Raw genomic sequence first — 25549 nt, forward strand, 5'->3', positions numbered from 1 at the left:
CGAGCGGGTTCTTGTGTAATTGGCTCGGTCGAGTTTTCCTGTTACAAAAAAAGTCAATGCACCGCTAGGGTGGCGGATGCAAAAAAGGATGCAAAAAAAGAAGGCGGGGCGAACCCCGTCTTCCTGTTCCTCCTAACAAGAAATTGTATTAGAATTTGATTGGCTTAATTCTTGACGCAGCGGACATATTGGGTGTCTATAAATGGATATTCGATATTGCAATAATCCGGATGCCAAGCGTGGCACGCTCTGTTATCATTGTTAATCGCAAAGAAACTGTTATCTTCGCTTGTCAAGCCAAAGCCTGACGGATTACCCAAAGAAGAAATGTGCAGGAAGTTCCAAACCAAACTCCGTCTTTCATGGTCTTCAATCGTCTTCGAGGGTGCCGGATAATACCATTCCACCATGTAATTCAGCAAGGCATCCACTTCGCTTTGCGTAGGTATGTGCCAACCGTCTGGGCAAATGCCTTGGTACACCCCATTTTCAGTCATGACGGAATCGAGATGTTGATGGTATTTTAAAGTATCAAGAGTTTCATAAAGATATTCACAATCAGATTCGAAAAGTGATGAATCGCATTCTGGACATTCTTCCATAAAACGTTGTATACAGGAACTCTTCGATTCTAGCATTGAAGAATCCAAGCTGAGTGCTTCATTTACATAGTACATATTACAATGTGAAGGCCATTCTTCTTCGCAATAGTCTTGTTGTTCAGAATCGCTGTAAGTCAAACGCTCTGCCATCCAAGTCTGCGATTTTCCTTCAATATCGTAGGTCACGGTCTTGTATGTTTTTCCGTCTCGTTCATCGGTCATTGTGCCCATGGAATGCTTGATTTCTTTGTATGAAAACTCCCATTCTCCCGAACGGCATGTCAATATGATATTTTTGTCTAAAATTTCAAAAGCCGTCCCCTCTTTCTCGGCGGAGCACGAGTCGGCATCAAGCAAATTGGCGACAAAAGGTTTCAAGAAGGAAATGTCTCTAAGAGCCTTTGTTCGATTGTTCAGAGCTTCCAAAGAAACATCTAGTTTACTAGCTTCCATATCACGAGTCATGATATCGTTAATATCATTCAGCATATCCAACGATTCCGTCAAGAAACGTTTCTTCAAGAATTCCGTGCCACAAGTAATATTGCCGCACTTTTCAAGTTTTGCAACAACAGTATCTTCGGTCGTATATTTCATAAAATCTTCGATAAACACCATGTAGTTCCTATAATCGATATTTTGGACATTTTCTGCTTCAGGTTTATCGAACGCATCCGCATAAGAGCCAAACGATTCAAGAACTTCTTTGCTTGCTTGTTTTTTGGCTTCGGCGAAAGGCTTTCCAGATTTCATCAAATAAAGCGCTCGAATACTTTCAAAGTATGTTTTCTTGTCAACGGCAAAAGTATTCGACTCTCGGATATCAACAATATTAAAACGTCGAATAGAATTACCCCCCCAAAAAGCTGTCGAAAGCATAACATAGGGATTTTTCAAAGGCAAACTATCGATAACAGCACTGTCTAAATAAGAAGATACGCCGCGAAGAGTCCACCCATGAGGGTTTGCTTTTAGAGTATCAAAAGTTACAGGATCTAGTTCACGTATCCAAATCCCCTCCTCATGTGGCGCAGCATAAATCGTTACTCCTCGATATATCATTTCCGTGCCGTCGATCTGTTCGCTCGAACTTGAAATTGTTGTGTCTTCGCTGCTTGAAGACAAATCATTCGTTTCGCCCGAAGGTGCGTGCGGCGTCACGTCATTGATGTCGGTGCAGGCGAAAAACGTAAGCGGTGCAAGAAATGCCATGAGTGCTTTTTTGACTATCATAAAAATTTCCTCCTTTATTTAATCTTTGATGCAGCGAACGGAAAGGGAATTTTTCTTTGTAGGTGCCGGATAAAAAACCGTGCCCTCCAAACTGACATAACTCCACTCTATGCCTTCTACAAAAACTGAGAATATCGCAGAATTTGAAGAACCCTGGTGCGTCGACAACTGAATCGTGCTATCGATTTTAACAGCATACGCCGTCCCGTAATCCTCGTCAGATTCTCCAAATCCGGCGATTGCCATAACATCTTCATTCGTTAGCGATCCGATATCAATTTTTTCGGTCACGTAATCACGCAACTTTTTCCACTCATGCAAGTCTGGAAGATGCCATCCATCAGGACATATTCCTTGATACGTTTTTCCAGCTGCCTTGACGGAATCCGTTATGGCCCAGATTTTTTCGTAGTCAAGATTGCTTTTTTGGGCTTGCAAGCGGTCACAATATGTATATGATTTTTCTTCAATGCAAGATTCATAAGGAATCAGTGCTATGGAATCTGGCAAGTTCATGGCTTCATTCCAAAAATAAATGCCGTCTGTGGAATTGTATTTTAGGTTTTCGGCAAGCCAAGTTTGTGATTCTCCGTCAATATTATAGGTGACGGTATTGTATTTCGTACCATCACGGGAATCAGTCATCTGTCCCAAAACAGCTCCGACACTATCAGGAACGGCATAATGAATTAGGAAAGACCATGCTCCTGACAGGCAAGCAAAGTCGATATCTTTATGCGCCTCATAAGGCAATGTGGTGCTGTAGCCCTCATAATCTGCAGTGCACTGGCCGAAGCCGAAAAGGCTTGCCATGAAGTTATGCATATAGTCGTGCAAATACGTTTTTTCTTCTTCGTCAATTTGCGATGAATGAGACCAGCTTTCTACGAATCCAATAAGAAATTGTCTTGTAACTTCAGCCTCGTTGAAAGTGCCTGCTTTGGCGAACTCATCGGCCGCGCCCTGCAAAGACCTGGCATGTATATACGAGAACCAACCGCTCAAGTTGTCGGTAAGCAGTATTTCAGCGCGGTTTTCGTCAGAAATGGCCTTGTCAAAGCGGTAGGGAACGTTGTAGATACCGAATGCCTTGAGCAAATCGCTTTCTGCCTGTTGGTTAGCATCCTCAAAACTCATTCCCTCGCTTATCAGTTTTAGCAAACGTTTTGTTTCTATGGTCGTCGCCACATTGATACCGACATTCTTGGACTTTCGCAAATCAACTATTAAACTATATATCAAGGACTTTTGGTAAGGGGTGTAGCATCGCTCGATCCATTTGTCGGTCTCGCATTCATTAGAGGGAGAAAGTTCAAGCATGACATAAGGACTCTTCAGCGATATGTTGTTGAATTCGAACTCGCCCGAGGAATTTTTAGTACGGCTGTAGTAAACCAAGCCGGTTGTATCGAAGGTGACGGAATCTAATTCAGACATTCTTATGATAGAACCGGGAACAATAGAACTGACCAATTTGGTCGTTGTGGAATCTTCGGCAATGGTCTGGAATTGCCTTGCGTACGCCACCACATTGATGTTTTCAAGTAAAGCCTGTTCTTCCGTGTATCCGCCGTCGTGAGCAAGCGGAGTGTTGCCGGGTTCTTCAGAACATGCCGTAAATAAAAATGTGGATAGCACGGCTATCTTGCAGGCTGTCAACCTGCTAATTTTTGAGTAAATCATGTCTCCTCCAAACTCTTTTTATTGTCTTCTTTGCTTGTCATCGGGAAAAATTGCACGTTCAAACGGTAAACTTCGTCCATGCCGTCGTCCTGTGTCGCAATCGTAATAATCCGTTTGCGGAATTCTGCGATTTCTTGAACAATTTTTTCATAGGCATTGCGCGTGATGCCGAGCGTAAGTCCCGAAAAATGGCGCTTGTCTTGAGCGACGCCCTCTATGGCTTCCAAAGCAAGTTCGCCCATTTGGCGGTGCATTTCACGGACGGCGATGGGGGTCACTTCCATCGGGCCCGTCGTGACGCCCCTTTCGGTTTGCTTGTAGTTCCCTTCTTTGTCTTTTTTGAGCAAATCCGCCTTGACGAGAAAATTCAGCGTTTCCGTCACTTCGGCTGCTGTAATTTCTGGACGGCATGCGCGGGCTAGGGCCAGCGGCTTTGCGCCGGGCATCGCTGGGGCGAGTTCGCGGAGCACCGGGTTTTTCCAGCTCTCGAAATAGCGGAAAGAATCGCCTTCGATGATTTTCGCCTTGGTGGCATCGGCAATTGCGAGCATTTTGCTAAAAGCGGCTTTTTTTTCGGTATCTGTTTTTGCGTTGTCAAACTTGACCATTTCGCAAAAGTAATCCTGCTCGTAGCCTGCAAGGTGCATGGCCTGCGCTACGCGCTGTGCGGCCGCATTGCTCAGGTTGAGGCGGCCTTCACTCGCGTATTTCAAATGAACCGGTGAAGAAAATCCCGCCGCTCGCGTGAATTCCTGCCACGTGAATGCGGTTTTTGCCTTTTTGTCGGCATAGTAGTCCGCTATATATTGTCGATAACTAGTGTATTCTAGTATATCCTTCATGTATTCCTCCTAACACAAATGGTGCCATGGCGTACGAGCCTGTCCCGTTTGCAAAATCAAATATAAATCATTGTTTTTTAAAAGTCAATACATTCTATCATAAATTTTTGCTATTTTTGTCAAAATTTTAGCAGTTTTTGATGTTTGTTGAAAAATTCGCTTGTTTTCGTAATACATATAAACTAATAATTTTAAAAAAAAACGGTGCAGTTTTTTGCCCATTTAAGGCTGTTTTTTTGTAAAATCACTGCTTTTTTGTGCATTAATCGTGCGGATGACATATTTTGTCGTTTGCATTTATTATATTAGTGCACATGGTAGCACTAAATAAATCGAAGAAAGAAATTGAATACCTCTGCACGGAATGTGGCAACACGTCGCCCAAGTGGGTCGGCAAATGCCCGTTCTGCGGGGCGTGGAACACCCTCAAGGAACATGTGGTGGAGCCCGTCAATACGGGTGCTGCGCGCGGCGGGCGCGGGCTGGGCGGTCCGGTCCATCAGGTGGTGCCTTTGCGCGATGTGGCCACGGAAGACACGCGGCGGCTGAGCACCGCCAATGCGGAATTTGACCGCGTCCTCGGTGGCGGGCTTGCACCAGGTTCCCTGGTGCTCATCGGTGGCGATCCCGGAATCGGCAAATCGACCCTGGTGCTTACGACGCTCGCCACGATGACAGCCGCCGGCGTGAAGACGCTGTACGTGAGCGGGGAAGAGAGCGCCTGCCAGGTGAAGCTCCGGAGCGAGCGCCTGAACGTGTCGGGCTCCGACATGCTGCTCTTGTGCGAGACGAGCCTCGAGAAGATTGTGGAGCATGCGAAAGAAGTCAAGCCGCAGGTCATGGTCATCGACTCCATACAGACGGTCTACAAGAGCGACCTCTCGGGAACTCCGGGGTGCGCCACGCAGCTCCGCGAGTGCACGCTAGACCTCATGGTCTTCGCGAAGAACAGCGGCTGCATCACCATCCTCATCGGGCACGTTACGAAGGACGGGCAGATCGCAGGCCCGCGAATCCTCGAACACATGGTCGATACTGTCGTCTACTTCGAGGGCGACCGCAACCACCAGTACCGCCTGTTGCGTACCATCAAGAACCGCTTCGGTGCTACCGACGAGATTGGCGTGTTCGAGATGACGAGCCACGGGCTCGAGTCGGTGGCGAATCCGAGTCGTGTATTCTTGCAAGAGAACACGCCGCCTACTCCCGGTAGCGTCGTGTGCTGTACGCTCGAGGGTTCACGTGCTCTCCTTTTCGAAACACAGGCTCTCGTGAACCAGACGGGTTTTGCCGTTCCCCAGCGGGTGGCCGCGGGTATCGATCCCAAACGTCTCACGATAATCCTCGCGCTCCTCGAAAAGTTCGGGGGAGTTGCGATAGGCGCTTCCGATGTGTTTGCGAGCATCGCGGGCGGGATGAAGGTGACGGATGCTTCCTCCGACCTAGCGCTCGCCCTCGCGATTGCTAGCAACCACCTCGGGATTCCGCTCGGGCGTCAGACCATCGCCGTCGGGGAGCTCGGACTTTCGGGCGAGGTGCGCAGTGTCGCGCTCCTGGACCAGCGGCTCAAGGAGGCGCGCCGCCTCGGCATGGTGGAGGCCGTGGTACCGGCAAACGGCAAACTGCCCGAATCGCTCGAAGGCATGAAGGTCGTGCGCGTCCATAGCCTGTCCGAGGCAATCTCCTGGCTCATGGACAAGAAGTAAGGCGAAACCGCATGCGAAAAAAACGCCCCGCTTTACTGCGGGGCGTTCGAAAAAAATCCGTTAGAGGTTCCGATTACTCGTCGTCTTCGTCGACGTGTTTTTTCTTCTTTTTCTTCTTCTTCTTCGGCATGGCGTCGTCAGCAACAGAGGAGTCGCTCCTCTTGTGGTTGCTCTGGACAACGATGTCGGCGGCCTTTTCGCCCGGCTTGGTGAAGCCGTACTGGCGCGGGTCGAAGCCTGCGGGGAACTTGGTGCGGCTGTCATAGACGACCTTCTTCACCGTGCACTTTTCGATCTTCGCGTCGCTCAGGTCGGCACCGGAGAAGTCAACGTTTTCCATCTTGGTGTCGGCGTCGATCTTGACGTTCTTCATCTTGGCGTTGGTGAAGCGGACCTTGACGAGCTTGGCACCGGCGAAGCTTGCGCCGTTCAGCTGCGTGCCGATAAAGTCGGTCTGCTCGATGGTGGAGTTGGCGAGGTTGGCCTTGTCCATGTCAGCACCGTCGAAGATGTTCTTCTTGATGTAGGCGCCATCGAACACTGCCTTGGTGAGGTCGGTGCCGCGGAATTCACACTTGCTCACTTCGGTGTCGAAGAAAGAGGTCTTGGTGAGTTTTGCCTTGTCGAAGTTGCTCTTGGAGACGGAGCCCTTGTCGAATACCACGCCGGTCAGGTCCTGTCCCTGGAACTTCATGTTCTTCACGATGGACTGGGCGAACTTGGCCTTCTGGAGCTGGGTCTTGGAGAGGTCGACGTCGTTGAACTCGGTCAGGGAGAGGTCGGCTTCCTGCAGGTTCACGTTCTGGAATTCAGCGCCGCTGAAGTTGGCCTGGGAAAGACCAGCCTTGGAGAAGTTCACGTTGATGAGGTCGACGCCCTTGAAGTTTGCCGCGATGAGGTTACATGCGGTAAAGTCGGTCTTCACGATGGTGGCCTTCTTGAGGCTTGCGTCAGCCATCAGGGAACGGGAGAGGTTCGCGTTCGTGAGGTTCGTCTTGGAGAGGTCGGCACCGGTAAGGTCGACTTCCATCATGGATGCCTGCGTGAAATCGCTCTTGCTGAAGTCGGTCTGGTCGGAGACCTTCATGGCGTCGAGGCGGGCATTCTTGAAGTTCACGTTCGGGAAGTTGCTGCCGAGGAGCGTTGCACGGTAGAGGTTGGCCTCTTCCATGTTGGCGCCCTTGAAGTTCGAGTTACGGATGTCTGCACCGCTGATGATGACCTTCCTGAGGTCGGCATCCTTGAAGTTTGCTTCGCTAATAACTGCGTTCTGGAAGGAAACGCCTTCGAGCTTTGCACCCCGGAAGTCAGGCTTTTCGCCAGCACTACGCTGGAAGTCGGTAACGCCCTTCTTGGCCCTGGCGTTCGAGAAATCGTATCCGTCGATACGCTTGTCGCGGAAGGACGTGTTGAGGTCCTGGCCTGAATAGTCTTGGGCAAAAACGCCAATTGTCAGCGCACCGATTAGGCAAACACCGAACTTCGAAATCTTCTTCATATTCATAGTAAACTGTTCCTTTTATGGAAAACCAAATAACGGATAGCCTTAAAATAACTAAAAAAATGGAAAAACAATCACTTATTTAAAAAAACTCCATTATTTTTTGCGTAAAAAACTAATTTTGCGCTTACAATGTCCCTTTTTAAGTTTCAATCGTACGATTTGGTCGTCTGCGGGGCCGGTCCTGCTGGCCTTATGGCCGCCTGTACGTTTGCCAGACAGACGGGCGGTGCCAGACGGGTTCTGCTGCTCGACAAGAAGGCTCCCTGGAAAGAACCCATCTTTTGCGCCGAGGCCGTGTCCGAGAACCGGCTGGGCAAACTGTGGCCTATCGACCGGTCCTGGGTGCGTGGTCGAATTTCTGGAATTTACTTTACTTCGCCGAGCCACTACAGGGCCGAGTTCTACAGCAAGAACTGCGGGCTTATCCTGGACCGCTCCGGCTTCCACCATGCGCTTGCCGACGGCTGTGCCGAGGCGGGCGTGGAATGCTGTTTCGATGCTCTGGTGAAGTCGCTTTCCCGCAACGGGGACGGCTCCTGGGATATCTGCGTGAAGGGGCCCGACGGCGCTCCTGTTTCCGTTACTGCGAAGACGGTCATTGATGCGACCGGCCCGGGTGCGCGCATAACCCGCGGTATTGAATGCCTCGAAGGGATTGAATCGGGCGATACTGATCTGGAACCGGCGGTGTTCGCCGTCGCCGAAGGTATCGAGCACAGCGCGGAACATATAGAGCTCTTTTTCGGTAGCGAATTCCAGGACGGCTACGGCTGGATTTTCCCGCGCGACGGCGTGGAAGTGAATATCGGTTTCGTGCTCGGGAAGAGCGCTCTGCCCGGTACGTCGCTGCGTGAAAAATTGAAGTCGTTTATCGCGGAACGTTATCCGCAGGCGAAAATCAAGGCCATCTACGGCGGCATGATTGCCTGTGGGCAATCGCAGCGCCCCATGGCGCTCTGCGGCCTTTTCAAGGCCGGCGATGCCGCCAGTTGCGTGAATCCCATCAGCCGTTCAGGTATTGTAGAATCGATGCTCTGCGGAAAGATAGTTGCGCAGTCCGTCGCGGAGTGGCTTGATGCCGGCACGCCCGATGCGCGCCAGAAGGTCGAACGTGAAGTTCTCGACCACTGGATGAAGGAACTCGGCAATGCTCACCTGCAAATCGCCCGCGCGAAGCCCGGGTTCAACGCCATCAAGGATTCGCAGTTCGACCGCGCCGCGAAGAGCCTCTCGAAGTTGCCGCGCGAAAAGCAGACCCTGTTCCGCATATTCTTCGCGGTACTCTGGGCATGCCCGTCGCTCATTTGGAAAATGCGTTCTTTTTTAAAGTAGGGAATCATGGCTGACTCGATAAAAGAAAGGACAGAAGAAGTTCGTGCGAAGTTCGCGTCGTTTGCCGACCCCGACGACAAGTGGAAGTTCTTGCTCGATCTCGCCCGTGCGCACAAGGGAATGGATGCCTCGCTCAAGGATGCGAAGTTCATCATCCAGGGGTGCGCTTCGACCATGTATTTGGTGCCAAAATTTGACAACGGCGTTCTCCATTTCGAGATGGACGTGGAAGGTGGAACGACGAATCCGCTTATAAGCCGTGGTCTCGGCGCGCTCGCCCTGAAGGTCTACAACGACTTGCCGCCCAGCGAAATCCTTACGCTCGATCCGGTGTTCTTCCAGGATATCGGCCTGAACGTCGGGCTTTCTCCGACGCGCTCGAACGGGTTCGCGAGCCTCGTGAAACAGATTTATTTGTACGCCCGCGTCTATGACGCGATTTCAAAAAAGTAGGGAAGATATGGTTAGTTTCTTGAACGGAAAGAGCCCCTTTGACGAGGCTGAAGAAAAACTCGAAGCGGGAGAGACCATTAACGGTCGCCCGAAAATGTCCACGGGCCCTGTCATGGGTTGGCAGGACGGCGTGTTCCTCCTGGTCATCATCGGCCTCATTGTCGGTGGATACCAGTATTACCAGTACGCGAAGAACAGCAGTGCCGAAACGTTCGCAAGGTGCGACGCCCTCTACGTGGCCGCCGCCAGCGACCCCGCCAAGTTTGTCGAGGTCGAGGCCTGCTACGACAGCACCTGGGATCTCGGTTTCGTAAGCGATTCCATGGAAGTGCTCCGCCAGAACCGCCAGGGCCAAATTGCCGACATGCGCAACGCCCAGAAGGATATCCTCGAAGATGCGAAGATCCTGCTCGAGGATGGCGATACCGCGAAGGCCGCTTCCACGCTGAAGAATTATTCCGGTGCATTCCTGCTTCGTCCTTCCGATGCTGCGGAATGGAAGAAGATTGCTGCGTTCGAAGTGCCCGAAAGCAAGCCGGAAGCCCAGCCTGAAGCTCAGAACGAAGCGCCGGCCAAGTAAGAATCCCCCGACGGCTAAAAAAATATATATTAGGAGCATGTCGAAACTTATTGCTCTCGATGGGAAGACTCCCCGCCTGGGAAGCCGCGTTCTCGTGGCCGAAGGCGCGATCCTTGTTGGTGACGTGGAAGTGGGGGACGATTCCTCCGTGTTCTATAATGCCGTCCTGCGTGGCGACTTGGCCCCGATCCGTATCGGGAGCCGGACCAACATACAGGATAACGTGACCGTCCATGTCTCGACGGATGTCCCGGCGGTTATCGGGAACGAGGTGACTGTCGGGCATAACGCTGTGCTTCACGCCTGTACCATTGACGATAACGTGATGGTGGGAATGGGCGCAATTGTCATGGACGGCGCGCATATCAAGAAAAATTGTATCGTGGGTGCGGGCGCTGTTGTGACTCAGGGAAAGGAATTCCCGGAGAATTCGCTCGTGCTGGGCGCCCCTGCGCATGTGGTACGCGAACTGACGACTGAAGAGATTGAAGGTGTCCGCGGTGGTGTTGAACGCTATGTCGAAATAAAGGACAAGCTCCTGGGGGCATAGCGTGGCGTTCAAGTTCTACTTCTTGATAAATCCGGTCAGCGGTGGCGGAAAGGGAAAGCTCATCAGAGAGTTCCTGCCCGAAATCATGGAATCCATGGATTTTGCTGCCGATGAATGGAAGGTGGAATTTACCCGCTACGAAGACATGAAGGGGCAAATTCTCGAGGCGCTTTCGTGCACGGAAACGCTCATTGCGGTTGGCGGTGACGGGACCGTGTCTTCTGTGCTTTCGACGATGCTTTCCTCCGACTTCTCGAACAAGGTGAAAATAGGACTTATCCCGCTCGGTACGGGTAACGACCTGGCGCGCGTCCTGAACCTTTACAAGGCTTTTGCTGACCAGGGGCTGCTTTTCCTGGTTCGCCGTCTCTTGCGTGCGGATGCGGTTCCCTTCGACATTTGGAAGGTGAACGGCAAGTATGCGCTCGCGAACTATTTCTCGGGCGGTATCGACGCGCGTATCGCGCATGATTTTAACCACGACCGCGCTACCGGCATGATTTCCTCGAATTCGGTCATCATGAACAAGTTGCATTACGTGCGCCGTTTCTTTGCCGACAGGAACTATTGCCTGAAGGGCGGGACGCTGCGTTACGTGGACAAGGATGGCGAGAAAAAGACGGTCGATCTCAAGGGGCACCGGACCGTGATTGTCGGGAATATCCCGAGTTTCGCAAGTGGGGCGAATCCGTTCTTCAAATCCGATATGGCGGACGGGCTTCTGGAAGTGGTCGATGTCCCGAACATGCTCGCATTCCTGCTTGCCATTGCGATCGGGAACATTCCTGTCGTTGGGCACCTGTACAAGAAGTATTTGCGCAAGTCCACGAAGGTCCGTTCGCTCGAGTTCAAGTTTGTACCTGAAGAATTCCTGCAGCTTGATGGCGAGGACGTGAGCGGCAAACTCGGCGATACCGTGTCGATAGAGTTTGCAAGTCAGGTCCAGATGCTACGGTTGGGGGACTAGGTGCGTCCTGTCAAGCTTTCTATTGTGCTGGAATGGATGGAGTCCGAAGGGCTCCTGGATACGTCCGATATTACGCAAATTGTAAAAAACGTTCCCGATGCGTTTGAAATTGCGGGTTTTGCCTCCGTCGACCTGGCGGGCGATGCCGATGCGAGTTTCTGGGTCGGCGATACCGTGAAGAGCGAGACGAATGCGAACGGTTTTGCGAGTTCGCTTTTGGGGAAGGTGCATGCCGGGTTGCTGTTTGTCCCGCGCGGTCTTGCGGTGGATTTAAGTGTAGCGCCTTCTGTCGGATGTATAGTTCCTGTCGAGAATCCCTACCATGCGATGGTCCGCTTCCTCGAAAAGTTTGCGGGTGAACCAGCGGGTGCGCCGTTTATCGCGGAATCAGCCCGCGTGCATGCGAGCGCGGTAGTCGAAGGATCCGTGGGCGAGAACGCTGTCGTGGGCCCGGGATGCGTGATTATGCGCGGGGCTACGCTCGGCGCGGGCTGCGTGCTCGAGGCCAACGTGACCGTCTACCCGAATGTGGTCGTGGGCGAGAACTGCGTGTTCCAGGCGGGCGCCGTTGTCGGATCGCGCGGATTCGGTTTTTATGAATATGGCGGCGTGCGTCGGCCTGTCCCGCACCCTGCTGGGGTACGCATCGGGCATGATTGCAGCTTCGGTGCGAATTCCGTGGTGGCCGCCGGCTTCCTTACCCCCACCACGATTGGCGACCATTGCCATTTCGATTCGTTTGTACAGATTGCCCATAACTGCCGCCTCGGGAACAACATCTACATGGCGTCGCAATCCGCCGTCGCGGGTTCCGTGATTGTGGAAGACGATGTGGAATTCGCCGGCGGCGCGAAGGCGGCCGGGCACCTCACCATCGGGAAGGGCGCCCGCATTGCAGCGAAGGCGGGTGTCACCAAGAGTGTCCCTGCGGGCCGCACCGTCTCCGGGTTCCCTGCCGATGAAATTTCCCGCTGGCGCCGTTCCATGGTAAGGCTCCGCCAGATGGGGGAGAAGTAGCATGCCTGTAAAGTCTATCGAGTTTTCTTCGCCATCGCTCTCGTCCAGAAACGCCACTGTGCGTGTCGACCTGCTGGAACGCGACCCGAATAGGGAAGCGCGTGTCTGCTGGAATGTCGCGGGAGAGCGGTTCTATTCCACCGACGCCCTGCATTGTTACGGCGAGCTGGAATACAGCGTGGCGCGTACTTCAATTTATACAAAACCGGGCCTGAACAGCAGGCTTTCCCTGAGTTCTCCGGAGCATCTCGCTCCCGTGTTCCTCGCATGGCCCGAACTGCGGTTCGACGTCCATGCCGAAGAAATTCCCATGATGGATGGGAGCGCTTTGCCGTTCTTCCATGCGTTACGCCGCATTGCCGGTGTCCCGCAGGCGCTTCGCTTTTACGACGCTCCCGTGGAACATTCCTGGGAACTCCCGCGCGGGTATGTGAAGGTTTCCCCTTCGGATACTTTCGAGGTGGAGTACGAAATCACTCGGCCCGACGGCTTCTGTTCGGCGGCCAGCCTTTCGGTGTATTCCGCCGAGGACCTCTACAGCGTATTTTCGGCGCGCACGTTCATTTTCAAGGACGATTACGAGGCTGCGCGCGCTGCTGGACTGCTGGGCGGGGTTGACGAGAGCTGCGGAATGCTTCTCGGGGCCGAATCGCGGGTGTATTACCGCATGGACGAGGAACCTGCGCGCCATAAAATTCTAGACTTGTTGGGCGATATCGCCTTCGCATGTCCTGCTTTGCCAAAAGTCCGCATTCAGGTACTGAACGGCGGCCATACCATTCACCATAAAATCATGGAGAAACTCCTGCCTTATGTCTTTACTGGAAACTCTCAAGAAATCTGAAAAAGCTGGTGTCGTTTATGAAGCCGACGTGGTTCATGCCCTGCTTCCGCAGAAGGCCCCGTTTGCCTTTGTGGACGAGGTCCTGAGCCTCGAACTGGGTGACGGCAAGGAAGTTCTCCCGTCCCTGGTGGGCCTTTACCACGTGACCGGCGAGGAGAAGTTCTTCCAGGGTCATTTCCCCGGCAATCCGGTGATGCCGGGCGTGCTCCAGGTGGAATCCATGGCCCAGGCCGCGACGCTCCTCACGATGATTGCCCGCGAGGCCGAAGTGGTGGGCAAGCGCCCGGCGTTCATGGGCATCGAGAACTGCCGCTTCAGGAATCCCGTGCTCCCCGGCATGGACCTGCGCCTCGAAGTGAAGCTCATCTCCGTGCGTCACGGAATCTTCAAGTATGCCGGCAAGGCGTTTTCCGGCGATAAGCTCATGTGCGAAGCCGACTTCGTCGCCGCCATGGTGTAAAAATAGGGGCTCCGGCCCCTATGTATTTTATGCCTGTATGTAAAAAATGAATTTAATTTTCGGGCGCTTTTTACTATATTTTCCCACGAAAAAATTTCTATACCTTAAAAGGAAGGTTAATCATGGCTAGAAAGAAGATTGCACTCGTTGGTGCTGGTCAAATCGGTGGTACAATGGCTCTCGTGATCGCCCAGAAGAACCTCGGCGACGTCGTTCTTATCGACATTCCGCAGACTCAGGGAATGCCTAAGGGTAAGGCCCTCGATATCATGGAAGGCCGATCCGTCATCAACTCTTCTGTCGATCTTCAGGGTTCTACCGACTACGCCGCCCTCAAGGGTGCTGACGTGGTTATCGTTACCGCCGGTTTCCCGCGTATGCCGGGCATGAGCCGCGACGACCTCCTCGACAAGAACTGCGGCGTTATCAAGACCGTCGCCGAAGCCATCAAGACTAACGCTCCGGACGCTTTCGTCATCGTGATCACGAACCCGCTCGACGCCATGGTCTACAACATGCAGAAGCAGTCCGGTCTCCCGGCCAACAAGGTCATCGGTATGGCTGGCGTGCTCGACTCTGCCCGTCTCGCTTGCTTCGTCGCTGACGAACTCGGCGTTTCCGTGGAAGACGTGAAGGCCCTCGTGATGGGCGGCCACGGCGACACGATGGTTTCCATCATGGAATGCGTCACTGTCGGCGGCATCCCGGTTTCTCAGCTCATGAGCAAGGAAAAGTTCGCCGAACTCGCCAAGCGCACTGCCGGTGCCGGTGGCGAAATCGTGAACCTCCTCGGTCGCGGCTCCGCTTTCTACAGCCCGGCTACTTCTGCCGTGCACATGGCCGAAGCCTACCTCCTCGACAAGAAGAACGTGTTCTCCTGCGCTGCCATGCTGAACGGCGAATACGGCGTGAAGGGCCTCTACTGCGGCGTGCCGGTCGTGGTCGGTGCCAACGGTGTCGAGAAGATTCTCGAAGTCTCCATGAACGACGAAGAGAAGGCCGCTTTCGCGAAGTCTGTCGACGCCTGCAAGAAGAACGCTGAATGGGTCGACGCTCATACGTAAGCGACCGTTCGTTCGACATATAGGGTGAGGAACCTCCGGTTTCTCACTCACTCTTGCAAAATTTATGCAAAAAGAATGCCTCCGATTCACTCGGAGGCGTTTCTTGTTTAATGTGGTTAAGCTTGATTATTTGTAATTGAACCAGTAAGCGATGCCGAAGATTAGGCGAAAGTCGGAACGGTCATCGTATTCGTACATTTTGGTCAGGCTGTGGGTGTACTTGACGAAGAATTCGAGGCCGAAGGCCAAGGTGAAACCGAAACCACCGCCGACTCCGATGTTTAAATCTTTCAGGTCGTCTCTATTGTTCCATTCCTCGTCTTTGCCTGAATAGTAGAATTCGAAAAGATTGATGTCGAATGTGGCGCCGGCTTCGAGGAAGAAGATGTTGGTGGCATAGAAACGAACCATTGCGGGGATTTGGATTGCCAAGCGGAATGCTTCGTCATCGTTGGGATCGAGAGAAGAAGTATGGATTCCGGTGAGGTCCATCCGGACGTCGGCGTTGCCTCTGACATACGAGCCATAACCAACCGACAGGCCGGCTCCCGTATGGAGGCCAATGTGGTTGCCGAAACCGATAATGATGTCAAAGGAACCCTGCGTGTAGTAGAGGCTATAGTCTGAAAAATCCGGTGCATCGTCACCCATGAGGAATACTAAGCTATAGTTAAAATTGGAGCCCCAAAGACCCAGGTGGTTGATGTTGGCGAATGCGCTTGAGGCGCAAGCGGCGATGGTAATCAGGGCGAAAAGGACTTTTTTCACGTGGCCTTCTTTTTTGGTGAAATATGTCGGGCAAAAATAGAAAAAAAAGGTGAAATCTGTTGTTCGACGGTAAAAAAGGCTTTTTTTTGTTAAATGTTGACTTTTTATTGCAGATAAATCTATTCAATTTTACGCAAATTTTATAAAAAAGGTGAAAATGTGGACTTTTAATTTGAAAATTTGTTGACTTTAGATGCGTAAAAAGTTATATTCAGGATATAGACCTCTAAAACGGAGCCGTATATGTTTTTTGGTATGGGATCACGTTACGGCGTGGGCACTATGTTCGGGTACGTAGGCTTGGGGGTCGTGTTTGGAGTTTCGGTTGCCTTCTCCGCGGATTGGTACGCGAAGGACAACCTGCAACCAGGTCACGACCCGAGCATGGTGCGGTTTGAGGACGGCTACGCCCTCATGAGTACGAACAACAATTTGCAGTTGTGGACATCTGAAGATGCCTACACTTGGCGCGACCATAAGTCGACCGTGAGCGCGATTCCGCAGTGGGCTTACCAGTATGCGCCGGGCACCGAGGGCATCTGGGCGCCGGATATATTCTACATGAATGGCGAGTTCCGCGTGTACTACTGCGTGTCGGTTTTCGGCAAGCGTTCTTCCGCAATCGGTTACCAGGCGACGACCTCGATTGTGCCGGGAACGGATGGCTATGGCTGGAAGGACCATGGCCATGTATTCCACACGACGACCAGCGACAAGTACAACGCGATTGATGCGGACGTGGTGCGCGATACCGAGGGCAATTACTGGATGGCGTTCGGTTCGTTCGGACTCGGCATTCAGCTGATCAAACTGGACGCGCAGACGGGCTACCAGGCGAATGACGACAAGACTGTCTACAACATCGCAAGGCGTACGAGCAAGGCGAGCGAGGGCGCGGAAGAAGGCCCGAGCCTCATCGAACATGGCGGAAAGTATTTCCTGTTCACTGCGTGGGACAAGTGCTGCCAGCAGGGAGCGAACATCGAGCAGACCACGTACAAGACCGCTTATGGCCGCGCCGACAAGGTGACTGGCCCGTACAAGGACCGCGCCGGCTATGACATGGCGACTGGTGGCGGCACGATTTTGCTGGAACGTTATGGGCGCTACGTGGGCCCGGGCGGCGGAGAAGCCTTTCAAGACCTGAACCGTGTGCGTTTTGTGCACCATTATTACGATCTCAACGGCGACAAGTACAACCACATCCATATTCGTGACGTGGTGTTTACCGACGATAACTGGGCTGAGATGGGACAGCCCTTCCTCGGACGCTACTTGAGCGCGGAGGTCGAACACGGTGTGCTGACGCGCGCGGTTTCAGGCGACCTTGCGATTACGCGGAGCAACACGGCATCGAACGGCGAATACCTCGCGTATGTGAATACCGCGGGTTCCAAGATCCACTTGCCGATGAACATCATGCAGGCGGGCGATTACTTGCTGCGCTATCGCTATGCGAACGGCGGCGATGCTGCCGCGACACACAAGGTGACCGTCAATGGCAAGTCGCGGACGGTGACGCTCCCGCCCACGGGTTCCTGGGGCACGTTCCCCGAGAAGTCCGTGGTGATGGTGCCCGCGACGCTCAAGCGTGGCGGTAACTTTATAGATATCGAACCGTCACCCAACGGCAACTTCGCTGAACTTGACCGCGTCGATTTTTTGCGCGTGGTCCGCGATACGATTCCGGCGAACGGGTTTGACAACGGCATCCGCGTGCGCCTCACGAAGGATGACGAGCTCGCCATCAAGGACGGCGGCTATGCGATTTTCGAGAACGTGGTGACCGATTCCATCAGGTCTCTGGACGTGTCTGTCAAGGTAAAGAGTTTGACGGGTGGCAGGCTCAGCATTCGCGATGGCAAGAAGGACGGGACCGTCCTTTCGGAATGCGAACTGGTGGCGGCCAACGCGAAGTCGGCGGCTAACGGCTGGACGGAAGTATCCTGCTCGAGCCTCAAGAGCATCGGCGGCGTGAAGGACTTTTATTTGACGGCATCGGGCGTTTCGGGCGAGGTGCTTGTCGGGAACATCGTGTTCGCGGGGGCGCCCGGGGACATTGAGTGCACCGAGGAACCGTGCGGAGAGCCTGGATCCAGTTCCAGTGGTGTTGTAATCGGGTCGAGCAGTTCCAGCGGAACGGAAGCGATTGTTCCACGCGAGATTCGCCGCGATTTGCAGCAGCCCGCACGCAAGGGTTACCGCGACCTGAAGGGCCGCAGCTTCGACAAGCAAATCCGTTACAGGGTGATGTTCTAGACTTGACAGTCATCCTGGAGCGCAACGCGCGATAGGATCCATTTAGGAAATAAACAATGAAAAATGCATGTAATAAAACGCGTGGATTCTATCGTGTCCTTCGGACACTCCAGAATGACATTGTAGGAATCGTCCTTTGCGCAACCGCAGTCTTCGCGGCCAACCCGCTCACGACGGCGTTCTATTCCGCTGATGCGGCCGCTCTCGTGCACAACGACAGCCTGTTCATCTTTGCTGGCCACGACGAACAGGGCCCGCAAAGCGATAACAACAAGGCGTTCATCATGAACGACTGGCACGTGCTCGTGACCGACGACATGGAGAACTACCACGATTACGGCGCCGTGCTGAGCGTGAAGACGTTTAAGTGGGCGAACGCAAGCGCCTTTGCTGGCCACTGCGAATACCGTAACGGAAAGTTCTACTGGTACGTGGCGGTACATCACGGCACCATCAAGGAAAACGGGAGCGAAGGTTTTGCCATCGGCGTCGCCGTTGCCGATCATCCCTCGGGCCCGTGGAAAGATGCCATCGGACAGGCGCTTATTACCGATAACACCCCGAACGATGTGAAGCTCAATATCGACCCTGCGATTTTCTATGACGGCGATGACATCTGGATGTATTGGGGCTCGTGGAATGCGGGGCGCCGCGTCAAGCTCAAGGAGAACATGATTGAGCTCGCGAGCACTCCCGAAGACATCAAGATTAAGGATTTCTTTGAGGCGCCTTGGATGCACAAGTACCGCGGGAACTACTACTTCAGTTATGCTTCGGGTTACCCTTCCACCACGAACTACTCGATGGCGCCGAGCCTGAACGGGCCATGGACGCAGAAGGGCGTACTGAACGACAAGCTTGACAATTCCGAGACGAATCACCAGGCCATTTTCAAGTATCTCGGACACTGGTATTTTATGTACCACGGCGCGAATTCTCCAGGCGGCTGGACTTACCGCCGTTCCGTGAATATCGATTACCTGTATTACAACGAAGACGCAATTATCCAGAAAATCAAGCGCACCTCGACGGGTGTAGACAAAGTAAATAACGCGCTCGTGGAAAACGGCGGCTACCGCATGACTGTTTCTCACAGCAACTTGACGCTCGAAGACGAAAACGGAATTGTGGTGCAGCGCCCGCTGGTAGAAGATTCCGCAGATGCACGCGCCAAGTCGCAGTTGTGGGTGCTCAAGCAGGCTGAAAAGCGTCGCCATTATACGTTGCGGAACTTCGGTACGGGCCGCTATTACTGCCCGCCGACAAAGCTTCTTGACACCGTGAAGACATCGGCGACGCCATGCGAAATCCGCATCGAGAATGCGTCCGTCAACAAGGGCTACTACCTTTACGGCGATTACGACAGCGATTTTGTGGGTGACGTGCTGAACATCTCGAAGGATTCCGGCATGCCCGTGATTACATGGGTGCGCACCGGTACGGACAACCAGAAATTTAAACTGGAAAAAGCCGTGTTGCCGGATACCGCGACAGTGGAGTCCAGCTCTAGCGAAATTGCGCCGGAAAGTTCCAGCAGCGAAACGGATGCTATTTTGCAGCGCGCCCATCGCCACGACTTGCAGCAACTCGACCGCAAGGGCTATCGCGACCTGAAGGGCCGCCGGTATGACAAGCAGATTCGTTACAGGGTGCTGTTCTAGGGTCTGGCCTATTTTACCATCTGGAACACTTTTTCGCCCTCGAGGCTCATTCCGTAGCGCGTGCGCAGAATTTCTTCCTTGTACAGGGAATCGTGTTGCAGGCGCTCGATTTCTTGTGTGCGTTCCTCGATGATTTGTTTGAGCGAATCGATTTTGAATTCGTATTCCGCGATTTGCTGGGCTACGTTGCGCTGTTCGATTAGGTTGCCCTTGCTGAAAAAGAGCTGCAGTACGAGAATGCCGATAAAGAACATGAAAGCTATCACGGCGATGTAGATTCTCTTGTGCATTAATTGACTCCGTCGAACTGGAAAACGAAATTATCGTCGGTGTGGGCGAGCCCGGCCATTTCCAGCTCTGTCAATATAGTTAAAAGTTGGCTTATGTTAAAGTCGAATTCCGACTGGAGTTCGGTAAAAGTTTTGCGGAAACCGTTTACGCGACGGAAAAAGTCCAGCGTGGCTTTGTCTAGGTGGGTGCCAGCGAGCGAAAGTTCCTTAAGGCTGATGCTTTCGGATTTCGGGAATCCGAGAACGGAACGCAGGCTTTCGGGCGTGAATACGGGCTTGGCGAGCCCCCGGTCGAGAAGGGCGTTCGGGCCGCTCGCTACTTCGCTGTCGAAATCGCCCGGGATGGCGTAGAGCGGCTTGCCTTCTTTGCGGGTGAATTCTCCGGTAAGGAGCGCCCCGCCTTTCGCCTTGCTCTGGACGATTAGGGTTGCCGCGCAGATGCCGGAGATGATTTTGTTCCGTGCGGGGAAGTTCCCCTTGTACGCGGGTTCGTCGGGCTCGAACTCGCTCACGAGCGCGCCGCCCGCCTCCAGAATCCTTCGGGCGAGTTCCCCGCGGGTCCCTTCGATGCGGGTGCATAGCCCCTGCGCGAGGACTGCCACGGTCGGGATTCCGGCCTCAAGTGCCGCCTCGTGGCAGTAGCTGTCTATTCCCTGCGCCAGACCGGAGACGACTACGGCGCGTGTTCCGCGGAGCGATTCCACAAGCCTTTTGCAGAGGATTTTCGCATTGGGCCCGGGCCTGCGGGTGCCGACCATCGCGATGCCTACGGGGACGTTTCCGCGCCTTTCGTCGGCGGTCGTGATGCCTTCTCCGTTGTGGGTGGCGGAATCCCCGGAGTCGGCCGGTGGCAGCGTTCCCATCGCATAGAGAACTTTTGGTTTGTAGGGGGATTTGCTGAGGGCGAGGGGGTATTGCTCGGGAGTGACGAGATTGGGTTCGAAGTTCATGGGCTTCCTTTGCGGGCGCAGTTTAATGCGTGTTATAAACGGCGCGTGTTATAAACGGCGCGTGCTATAAACGGCGCATGGGATAATTAAAGGAACATGCCGCGCGGTTTTGTATAGGATAATCGCTGGTCGGCAATCGCCCGGGTCCGGCATCGCCGGTACCTGAATTTGGGGAGGCCCATGGTAAATGTAGTAAATGTGTGGTGTGTAATTTTACATTTCACATTTCACATCGCACACTGCGCCGAAGGCGCGCACATTTCTATCTTTACCGCCATGAAATACACGTTCGATGATTTGGTAGATATCTTGAAACGCCTCCGCGCCGAGAACGGCTGCCCCTGGGACCGCGAACAGGATACGCATTCGCTTTTGCCCTACCTTGTGGAAGAGAGCAGCGAGTTTATCGATGCCGCGATGGATGGAGACAAGGCCCACATGTGCGAAGAACTTGGCGATGTGCTCCTGCAGGTGGTTTTCCATGCGCAGGTCTGCCGCGAAGAGGGCGCGTTTACTATCGACGACGTGGTGCAGGGAATCTGCGAGAAGATGATCCGCAGGCATCCGCACGTGTTCAGCGACGCGCAGGTGGACAATTCATCGGAGGTCAGCCGCCGCTGGGAAAAGATCAAGGCCCAGGAGGCGACGCACCTGAAGGATGCCGGAAAATCCGTCATGGACAAGGTCAGCAGGAGCATGCCGACGCTCGCCCGTACGCAGGATATCATCCGCAGGGTGGCGAAAGTCGGGTTCGACTGGGGCGAACCTGCGCCCGTATTCGACAAGGCGCAGGAGGAATTCGCGGAATTCCGTGCGGAGCTGGAAAAGGTTTCTCCCGAAAACGCGAACACCGACCGCCTGGAAGACGAGTTCGGCGATATCATGTTCTGCCTTGTGAACGTGGCGCGTCATAGCGGGTTCAATGCCGATGTCGCATTGCGGCGCGCGAACGCGAAATTCGAAAAGCGCTTCCGCGAGGTGGAACGCCTGGCCCGCGAGCAGGGGAAGGCCGTCGCGGAAATCGGGCTGGAGGGCCTCCAGCAGCTTTGGAAACAGGCTAAGGCCTCCGCTCGATAATGATGGTGTCCTGCAGCTCTATGCGCAGGAGGCCGTCCCTTGCGGCGACATAGAACTTGTCGAAGTTGCAGATGTTCTCGTCGGCGCCCGTAGCGTCGAATTCAAGTACGTCCCAATATGTATTCTTTCCTATCTTCAGGGTATCGAGCATGCGGATGGTGTAGCCGTCCCTGTTCATCATTATATCCCCGCGGAGATTCTTGAAGACGATGTCGGGACCATATTGCCAAATCCCGTCACGGAAACCTCTGTAGCAGGTGAGAGTCATCTTGCCACCGTTTTCATCACATTCAATGCGCAGGTCGATGTTTATTTCGTTGAGGTCGCCCGATGCCTCGAAATAGAAGCTTTCGGGCTTGTGGCTGTAGATGCGCTCGTCGTAGGCATCCTTTAAGCCCCAGTTGTCGATAACCTTGACCGTATCGTTCCATTCCTGTTCTTTCTTGACCAACCTCTTGAAAGAACCTCCGACGTAGGGGTCGTCGACACCTAGGAGCCGGCATGCGGAAAGCGCCATGCCGATGGCAAGGAGAATGGCGAACTTTGCGGATTTATTCATGGTCGTCTCCTTCCTTGATGGTAAAACTCTTGCCGTCTGTGCATTCCAGTTTCAGGATGCCTTTTGTCCTCGAAAAATAGAGGTGTGCGAGTTCACCGTCTACTTCTTCATTGTAGTTGATGGCGTTGTAATGTGTGTTGTCCATAATGACGAACACGCTGTCGTAGGTCACGCCATTGAAGGTAATGGTATCGAGCATCCTGATGGCGTTGTCAATCCCCATTTCTTCTGGAAGGCCTGTGGAGTCGAGTTCGAATGTGAAAGAGGTATTTCTGTAGCTTATGAATACCGGTGCGCTCTGGCCTATGTTGAATTCACGTGTGTTTTCTTCTTTGCTGACGTTTACGCGGCCATAGAAGTTTATTTCGACATTCATGATGGGGTAGGTGGATGAGAGATAGACGGTCCGGTTCTCTTGCTCGGCAATGACGCAGTAGTCGCTCCAGTTGGAGGAAAATGTGGAGTCATAGCTCACGCTCAAATCGAATTCGAAACCTTCGGAATGGACGTAGTGCGTTGTGTTCCCTTTCTTGAAGTTTCCGATAGTCTTCTGGCAGTCGGCTAGCCTGTAGTCAGGGTGATATATGGAATCGCAGGTGTCGGTGGTACAACAGTCCGGGCAGGCTGTCAGGCATATTAGGGGGATGGCTAAAAACGCTAGGGAAAGTATGATTCTTGTGGACACATTTTCTCCTTTGAATACCGATTACAAATAAAATACAAATTTAGGGACTGTTTTTAGTGAAAAAATTGCGCTTTTTCGCATTATTTCGCCGTTTCCACATTGGAGTGTTCTATATAGGAGTGCTTTTTGTAAATTTTTTTTATTCCGGTGCGCGTATGCGGGGGTATATTATGGATGTGCTTCCAGTCAGTCCTGGTTCTGGAGAAGGGATGCCGGATCGAACCACGGGGTAGGACTTATTGGGTGTACACTTTCTATTCCAAAAGTCACTCGGTCTTTATGGCCGGGTGATTTTTGTTTAGGGACTTCTTGTAATCTTCGCAGCGTTTCTTTTGCCGTTCTCTGATGTCGCGCAGTGTCTCTTCAGGAGTTTTGTCATGTGGACCAATTCCCGATGAGGGAAATCCATAAGGATCTTTTGCAAATTTTTCATATTCAGGGTCTCCCATTTCCGGAATTTTCCCGAAGGAGCCGTCGTATCGTCCCTTTAGCATTGCATCCCAGCCCATCTCTCGATCTTCAGGAACGACTTGTACCGGATCGCATGGGCTTTTGTAGATAAATTCATATGTGCCGTTCAATCCGTACGGATTGCCCAGTTCCCAAAGGATTCTCTGTTTCAAACGTCCTTTTTCATCCCAAACATATCTTATTTGCTCCGTCAAAAATAGACCTAGACTGTCCGGTTTTATACTTTTTTTTCGCTCATTGATGTCAAAAAGGCATAATCCTTGACCAGAAACTGTATCGCACCAGGTTTCTTCAGATAGCAATCTCCCAGATTCATACCGTTCAATAGAATAACGTCCCCCTTCAACAAATATGATGTAGATAAGATGGCCATCAACGCTGTATACCTTTTCAGATAAAAGTTTAGGTCCCTTTTTAAACACTTTCATCTCTGCATAGAATCTATTCCCTTTCGAAATACCACTGCATTCTTTTAGAGAATCCATTTCATTGCTAAAGTTCGTTGTTTCGTACCAGTTTCCACAATAGATTTCAAAATTTCGCACAACGGTGTCATCATAAACTTTTGTCCGTTTTCCTTCGAACTTGTAATTTGACCTTAGCAAGATTTCGCGTTCCGAATCATAAGACGGCAGAACATCTCTAGCCATTAAAGAAGACGTAAAAAGGAGCAATATGGAAAATATCAATCGTCGCATGACGTCTCGCTATTTTCTTTTTGATTTTTTCAGGGATTTCTTGTAATCTTCGCAGCGTTTCTTTTGCCGTTCCAAAATAGTTTTCTGGGATTCATCAGAATTGAAAGGCGTAAGACCGGGACCGTCTAAGACCATTGAAGGATAAGGATCTTCAGCAAAAGAGTTGTATTCCGGGTCACCCACCTCCGGAATTTTCCCGAAAGTGCCGTCGTATCGTCCTTTTTGCATAGCATCCCATCCCCATTCTCGATCTTCGGGAACAACTTTTACCGGATCACAAGGGCTCTTGTAGATGAACTCATACGTACCGTTCAATCCGTATGGATTGCCCAGTTCCCAAAGGATTCTCTGTTTCAAACGTCCTTTTTCATCCCAGACATACCTAATTTGGTTTGTCAAAAATAAACCTAGACTATCCGGTTTTATGCTCTCGCCTCGTTCTTCATAAGGCGAACGACAAAGCGAATTTTTCTGCGTACGAATCGTATCGCACCAATCTTCGTGAGATACCAATCGCCCAGATTCATACCGATCAATGGTAGTCCAATGACTTTCAACTAAACGATAAAAGGACATGCGCCCTTCTGCATCGTAGATTCTTTCAAACAATTCATATTCCCCCTGATTGTGTATATTAGAATCAATCGAAGACTTATTTCCTTTAGCAATCAGGCTACATCTTTTTAGAGAATCGATTTCACCGCCACCAGGGTACTTTGTTTCGAACCACTTGCTACAATAGATTTCAAACTCTAGTGTCTTTGCGTTGTCATAAATCCTTGTCCGTTTTCCTTCGAACTTGTAATTTGACCTCAGCAACATTTCGCGATTTGATTCATAAGACGGCAGAACATCTCTTGCCATTAAAGATGACACAAAAAGGAGCAATATGGAAAATATCAATCGTCGCATGAAATGGAAGTCTTTGGTTTGGCCGGTTAACTTGGCTTTTGGATAAATTATTTAGTCGAATGCTCCTTACTTAAAATATAATAGAAAAGGCCCCGACTGAGTCGGGGTCTTTTTAAGGTTTTGGAACTTAACCTGCGGTAACCCGTGAACAACAAAGCCCTCGGGTGTTAGCCGAGGGCGGTTGTGAGAGCGAGTGAGAAACCGGAGGTTTCAACACTAGCTCTGACGAACGAGCGGTCTGTTAACCACGCTGGTTGACCTTGTCGCCGTACTTCTTGATGAGTTCTTCCTGGATGTTGCGCGGCACCGGAGAGTACTTGCAGAATTCCATGGTGAACTCGGCCTTGCCCTGAGTCATAGAGCGGAGGTCGGTAGCGTAACC

General features: G+C 52.3%; 25 protein-coding genes. 13 read left to right on the forward strand and 12 right to left on the reverse strand.

Annotated features, from left to right (window positions below):
* Positions 1 to 164 precede the first annotated feature (164 nt).
* The 3 genes from IK012_RS04260 to IK012_RS04270 are packed head-to-tail and all read right to left on the reverse strand — an operon-like array spanning position 165 to position 4360.
* Positions 165 to 1835, reverse strand: coding sequence for an FISUMP domain-containing protein (locus IK012_RS04260; RefSeq protein WP_290950982.1), 1671 nt, complete (start codon positions 1833 to 1835; stop codon positions 165 to 167).
* A gap of 18 nt (positions 1836 to 1853) precedes the next feature.
* Complete coding sequence (locus IK012_RS04265) at positions 1854 to 3518, reverse strand: FISUMP domain-containing protein (protein WP_290950984.1); 1665 nt, start codon at positions 3516 to 3518, stop codon at positions 1854 to 1856.
* Positions 3515 to 4360, reverse strand: a complete 846-nt coding sequence (locus IK012_RS04270) for a TIGR02147 family protein (RefSeq protein ID WP_290950987.1) — start codon at positions 4358 to 4360, stop codon at positions 3515 to 3517. Before IK012_RS04270 ends, IK012_RS04265 begins: the two co-directional genes overlap by 4 nt.
* Before the next feature lie 314 nt (positions 4361 to 4674).
* Between IK012_RS04270 and radA the strand changes: the two genes are divergently transcribed.
* Positions 4675 to 6066 carry a DNA repair protein RadA gene (gene radA, locus IK012_RS04275; RefSeq protein ID WP_290950989.1) on the forward strand — a complete coding sequence of 464 codons (1392 nt, stop codon included), beginning with the start codon at positions 4675 to 4677 and terminating at the stop codon, positions 6064 to 6066.
* 73 nt (positions 6067 to 6139) lie between these two features.
* On the opposite strand, the gene IK012_RS04280 is transcribed toward radA, so the two are convergent.
* Entirely contained in the window at positions 6140 to 7570 is a 1431-nt protein-coding gene (locus tag IK012_RS04280) for a pentapeptide repeat-containing protein (protein ID WP_290950992.1), read from the reverse strand.
* A 129-nt stretch (positions 7571 to 7699) separates the two neighbouring features.
* Here IK012_RS04280 and IK012_RS04285 point away from each other — a divergent pair, with 129 nt between their 5' ends.
* The 9 genes from IK012_RS04285 (at position 7700) to mdh (ending at position 14837) form a co-directional block, all read left to right on the forward strand.
* Entirely contained in the window at positions 7700 to 8902 is a 1203-nt protein-coding gene (locus IK012_RS04285; RefSeq protein ID WP_290950994.1) for an NAD(P)/FAD-dependent oxidoreductase, read from the forward strand.
* A gap of 6 nt (positions 8903 to 8908) precedes the next feature.
* Positions 8909 to 9355 (forward strand): SufE family protein, encoded by a 447-nt coding sequence (locus IK012_RS04290; protein WP_290950996.1) that lies wholly within the window; start codon positions 8909 to 8911, stop codon positions 9353 to 9355.
* A gap of 7 nt (positions 9356 to 9362) precedes the next feature.
* Positions 9363 to 9935 (forward strand): hypothetical protein, encoded by a 573-nt coding sequence (locus IK012_RS04295; RefSeq protein WP_290950998.1) that lies wholly within the window; start codon positions 9363 to 9365, stop codon positions 9933 to 9935.
* A 37-nt stretch (positions 9936 to 9972) separates the two neighbouring features.
* Positions 9973 to 10485, forward strand: coding sequence for a gamma carbonic anhydrase family protein (locus tag IK012_RS04300; protein WP_290951000.1), 513 nt, complete (start codon positions 9973 to 9975; stop codon positions 10483 to 10485).
* A gap of 1 nt (position 10486) precedes the next feature.
* Positions 10487 to 11452 (forward strand): diacylglycerol kinase family protein, encoded by a 966-nt coding sequence (locus IK012_RS04305; protein WP_290951002.1) that lies wholly within the window; start codon positions 10487 to 10489, stop codon positions 11450 to 11452.
* The gene (locus IK012_RS04310; RefSeq protein WP_290951005.1) at positions 11453 to 12469 is read left to right on the forward strand and encodes a UDP-3-O-(3-hydroxymyristoyl)glucosamine N-acyltransferase; all 1017 of its coding nucleotides are present in this window, start codon (positions 11453 to 11455) and stop codon (positions 12467 to 12469) included.
* 1 nt (position 12470) lies between these two features.
* On the forward strand, positions 12471 to 13313 hold the full coding sequence (locus IK012_RS04315; RefSeq protein ID WP_290951007.1) for a UDP-3-O-acyl-N-acetylglucosamine deacetylase: 843 nt from the start codon (positions 12471 to 12473) through the stop codon (positions 13311 to 13313).
* Positions 13282 to 13773, forward strand: a complete 492-nt coding sequence (gene fabZ, locus IK012_RS04320) for a 3-hydroxyacyl-ACP dehydratase FabZ (protein WP_173384209.1) — start codon at positions 13282 to 13284, stop codon at positions 13771 to 13773. The genes IK012_RS04315 and fabZ overlap by 32 nt, the downstream gene beginning before the upstream one ends.
* A 122-nt stretch (positions 13774 to 13895) precedes the next feature.
* Positions 13896 to 14837 (forward strand): malate dehydrogenase, encoded by a 942-nt coding sequence (gene mdh / locus IK012_RS04325; RefSeq protein ID WP_173384210.1) that lies wholly within the window; start codon positions 13896 to 13898, stop codon positions 14835 to 14837.
* 126 nt (positions 14838 to 14963) lie between these two features.
* Here the strand turns inward: mdh and IK012_RS04330 are convergent, their stop codons facing one another.
* Positions 14964 to 15605, reverse strand: coding sequence for a hypothetical protein (locus IK012_RS04330; RefSeq protein ID WP_290951012.1), 642 nt, complete (start codon positions 15603 to 15605; stop codon positions 14964 to 14966).
* Between the two features lie 255 nt (positions 15606 to 15860).
* On the opposite strand from IK012_RS04330, the gene IK012_RS04335 reads away from it, so the two are divergent.
* Together IK012_RS04335 and IK012_RS04340 are read left to right on the forward strand one after the other, a co-directional pair.
* Entirely contained in the window at positions 15861 to 17864 is a 2004-nt protein-coding gene (locus IK012_RS04335; protein WP_290951015.1) for a family 43 glycosylhydrolase, read from the forward strand.
* 56 nt (positions 17865 to 17920) lie between these two features.
* The gene (locus IK012_RS04340; protein ID WP_290951018.1) at positions 17921 to 19525 is read left to right on the forward strand and encodes a glycoside hydrolase family 43 protein; all 1605 of its coding nucleotides are present in this window, start codon (positions 17921 to 17923) and stop codon (positions 19523 to 19525) included.
* A gap of 8 nt (positions 19526 to 19533) precedes the next feature.
* Here IK012_RS04340 and IK012_RS04345 read toward each other — a convergent pair whose 3' ends face one another.
* Both IK012_RS04345 and IK012_RS04350 read right to left on the reverse strand, forming a co-directional pair.
* The gene (locus IK012_RS04345) at positions 19534 to 19815 is read right to left on the reverse strand and encodes a septum formation initiator family protein (protein ID WP_173379475.1); all 282 of its coding nucleotides are present in this window, start codon (positions 19813 to 19815) and stop codon (positions 19534 to 19536) included.
* Positions 19815 to 20765, reverse strand: coding sequence for a DNA-processing protein DprA (locus tag IK012_RS04350; RefSeq protein ID WP_290951021.1), 951 nt, complete (start codon positions 20763 to 20765; stop codon positions 19815 to 19817). The genes IK012_RS04345 and IK012_RS04350 overlap by 1 nt, the downstream gene beginning before the upstream one ends.
* 276 nt (positions 20766 to 21041) lie before the next feature.
* On the opposite strand from IK012_RS04350, the gene mazG reads away from it, so the two are divergent.
* Entirely contained in the window at positions 21042 to 21842 is an 801-nt protein-coding gene (mazG, locus tag IK012_RS04355; protein ID WP_290951024.1) for a nucleoside triphosphate pyrophosphohydrolase, read from the forward strand.
* Here mazG and IK012_RS04360 read toward each other — a convergent pair.
* The 5 genes from IK012_RS04360 to IK012_RS04380 all read right to left on the reverse strand — a co-directional run.
* Positions 21823 to 22401 carry a hypothetical protein gene (locus tag IK012_RS04360; protein WP_290951027.1) on the reverse strand — a complete coding sequence of 193 codons (579 nt, stop codon included), beginning with the start codon at positions 22399 to 22401 and terminating at the stop codon, positions 21823 to 21825. The genes mazG and IK012_RS04360 overlap by 20 nt on opposite strands.
* On the reverse strand, positions 22394 to 23086 hold the full coding sequence (locus tag IK012_RS04365) for a hypothetical protein (protein WP_290951030.1): 693 nt from the start codon (positions 23084 to 23086) through the stop codon (positions 22394 to 22396). Before IK012_RS04365 ends, IK012_RS04360 begins: the two co-directional genes overlap by 8 nt.
* Before the next feature lie 266 nt (positions 23087 to 23352).
* The gene (locus IK012_RS04370; RefSeq protein WP_290951033.1) at positions 23353 to 24231 is read right to left on the reverse strand and encodes a hypothetical protein; all 879 of its coding nucleotides are present in this window, start codon (positions 24229 to 24231) and stop codon (positions 23353 to 23355) included.
* Positions 24232 to 24264: 33 nt separating this feature from the next.
* Complete coding sequence (locus tag IK012_RS04375) at positions 24265 to 25143, reverse strand: hypothetical protein (protein WP_290951035.1); 879 nt, start codon at positions 25141 to 25143, stop codon at positions 24265 to 24267.
* Positions 25144 to 25408: 265 nt separating this feature from the next.
* Positions 25409 to 25549: hypothetical protein (locus tag IK012_RS04380; RefSeq protein WP_290951038.1), on the reverse strand; the 141-nt coding region annotated here is incomplete at its 5' end.

Origin of the sequence: Fibrobacter sp. (assembly GCF_017551775.1) — a bacterium.
Taxonomy (GTDB): domain Bacteria; phylum Fibrobacterota; class Fibrobacteria; order Fibrobacterales; family Fibrobacteraceae; genus Fibrobacter.

Coding starts and splice junctions, on each gene's coding strand:
- IK012_RS04260 (WP_290950982.1), bottom strand. CDS start 1,835: ATGATAGTCAAAAAAGCACTCATGGCATTTCTTGCACCGCTTACGTTT.
- IK012_RS04265 (WP_290950984.1), bottom strand. CDS start 3,518: ATGATTTACTCAAAAATTAGCAGGTTGACAGCCTGCAAGATAGCCGTG.
- IK012_RS04270 (WP_290950987.1), bottom strand. CDS start 4,360: ATGAAGGATATACTAGAATACACTAGTTATCGACAATATATAGCGGAC.
- radA (WP_290950989.1), top strand. CDS start 4,675: ATGGTAGCACTAAATAAATCGAAGAAAGAAATTGAATACCTCTGCACG.
- IK012_RS04280 (WP_290950992.1), bottom strand. CDS start 7,570: ATGAATATGAAGAAGATTTCGAAGTTCGGTGTTTGCCTAATCGGTGCG.
- IK012_RS04285 (WP_290950994.1), top strand. CDS start 7,700: ATGTCCCTTTTTAAGTTTCAATCGTACGATTTGGTCGTCTGCGGGGCC.
- IK012_RS04290 (WP_290950996.1), top strand. CDS start 8,909: ATGGCTGACTCGATAAAAGAAAGGACAGAAGAAGTTCGTGCGAAGTTC.
- IK012_RS04295 (WP_290950998.1), top strand. CDS start 9,363: ATGGTTAGTTTCTTGAACGGAAAGAGCCCCTTTGACGAGGCTGAAGAA.
- IK012_RS04300 (WP_290951000.1), top strand. CDS start 9,973: ATGTCGAAACTTATTGCTCTCGATGGGAAGACTCCCCGCCTGGGAAGC.
- IK012_RS04315 (WP_290951007.1), top strand. CDS start 12,471: ATGCCTGTAAAGTCTATCGAGTTTTCTTCGCCATCGCTCTCGTCCAGA.
- fabZ (WP_173384209.1), top strand. CDS start 13,282: ATGTCTTTACTGGAAACTCTCAAGAAATCTGAAAAAGCTGGTGTCGTT.
- mdh (WP_173384210.1), top strand. CDS start 13,896: ATGGCTAGAAAGAAGATTGCACTCGTTGGTGCTGGTCAAATCGGTGGT.
- IK012_RS04335 (WP_290951015.1), top strand. CDS start 15,861: ATGGGATCACGTTACGGCGTGGGCACTATGTTCGGGTACGTAGGCTTG.
- IK012_RS04340 (WP_290951018.1), top strand. CDS start 17,921: ATGAAAAATGCATGTAATAAAACGCGTGGATTCTATCGTGTCCTTCGG.
- IK012_RS04345 (WP_173379475.1), bottom strand. CDS start 19,815: ATGCACAAGAGAATCTACATCGCCGTGATAGCTTTCATGTTCTTTATC.
- IK012_RS04350 (WP_290951021.1), bottom strand. CDS start 20,765: ATGAACTTCGAACCCAATCTCGTCACTCCCGAGCAATACCCCCTCGCC.
- mazG (WP_290951024.1), top strand. CDS start 21,042: ATGAAATACACGTTCGATGATTTGGTAGATATCTTGAAACGCCTCCGC.
- IK012_RS04360 (WP_290951027.1), bottom strand. CDS start 22,401: ATGAATAAATCCGCAAAGTTCGCCATTCTCCTTGCCATCGGCATGGCG.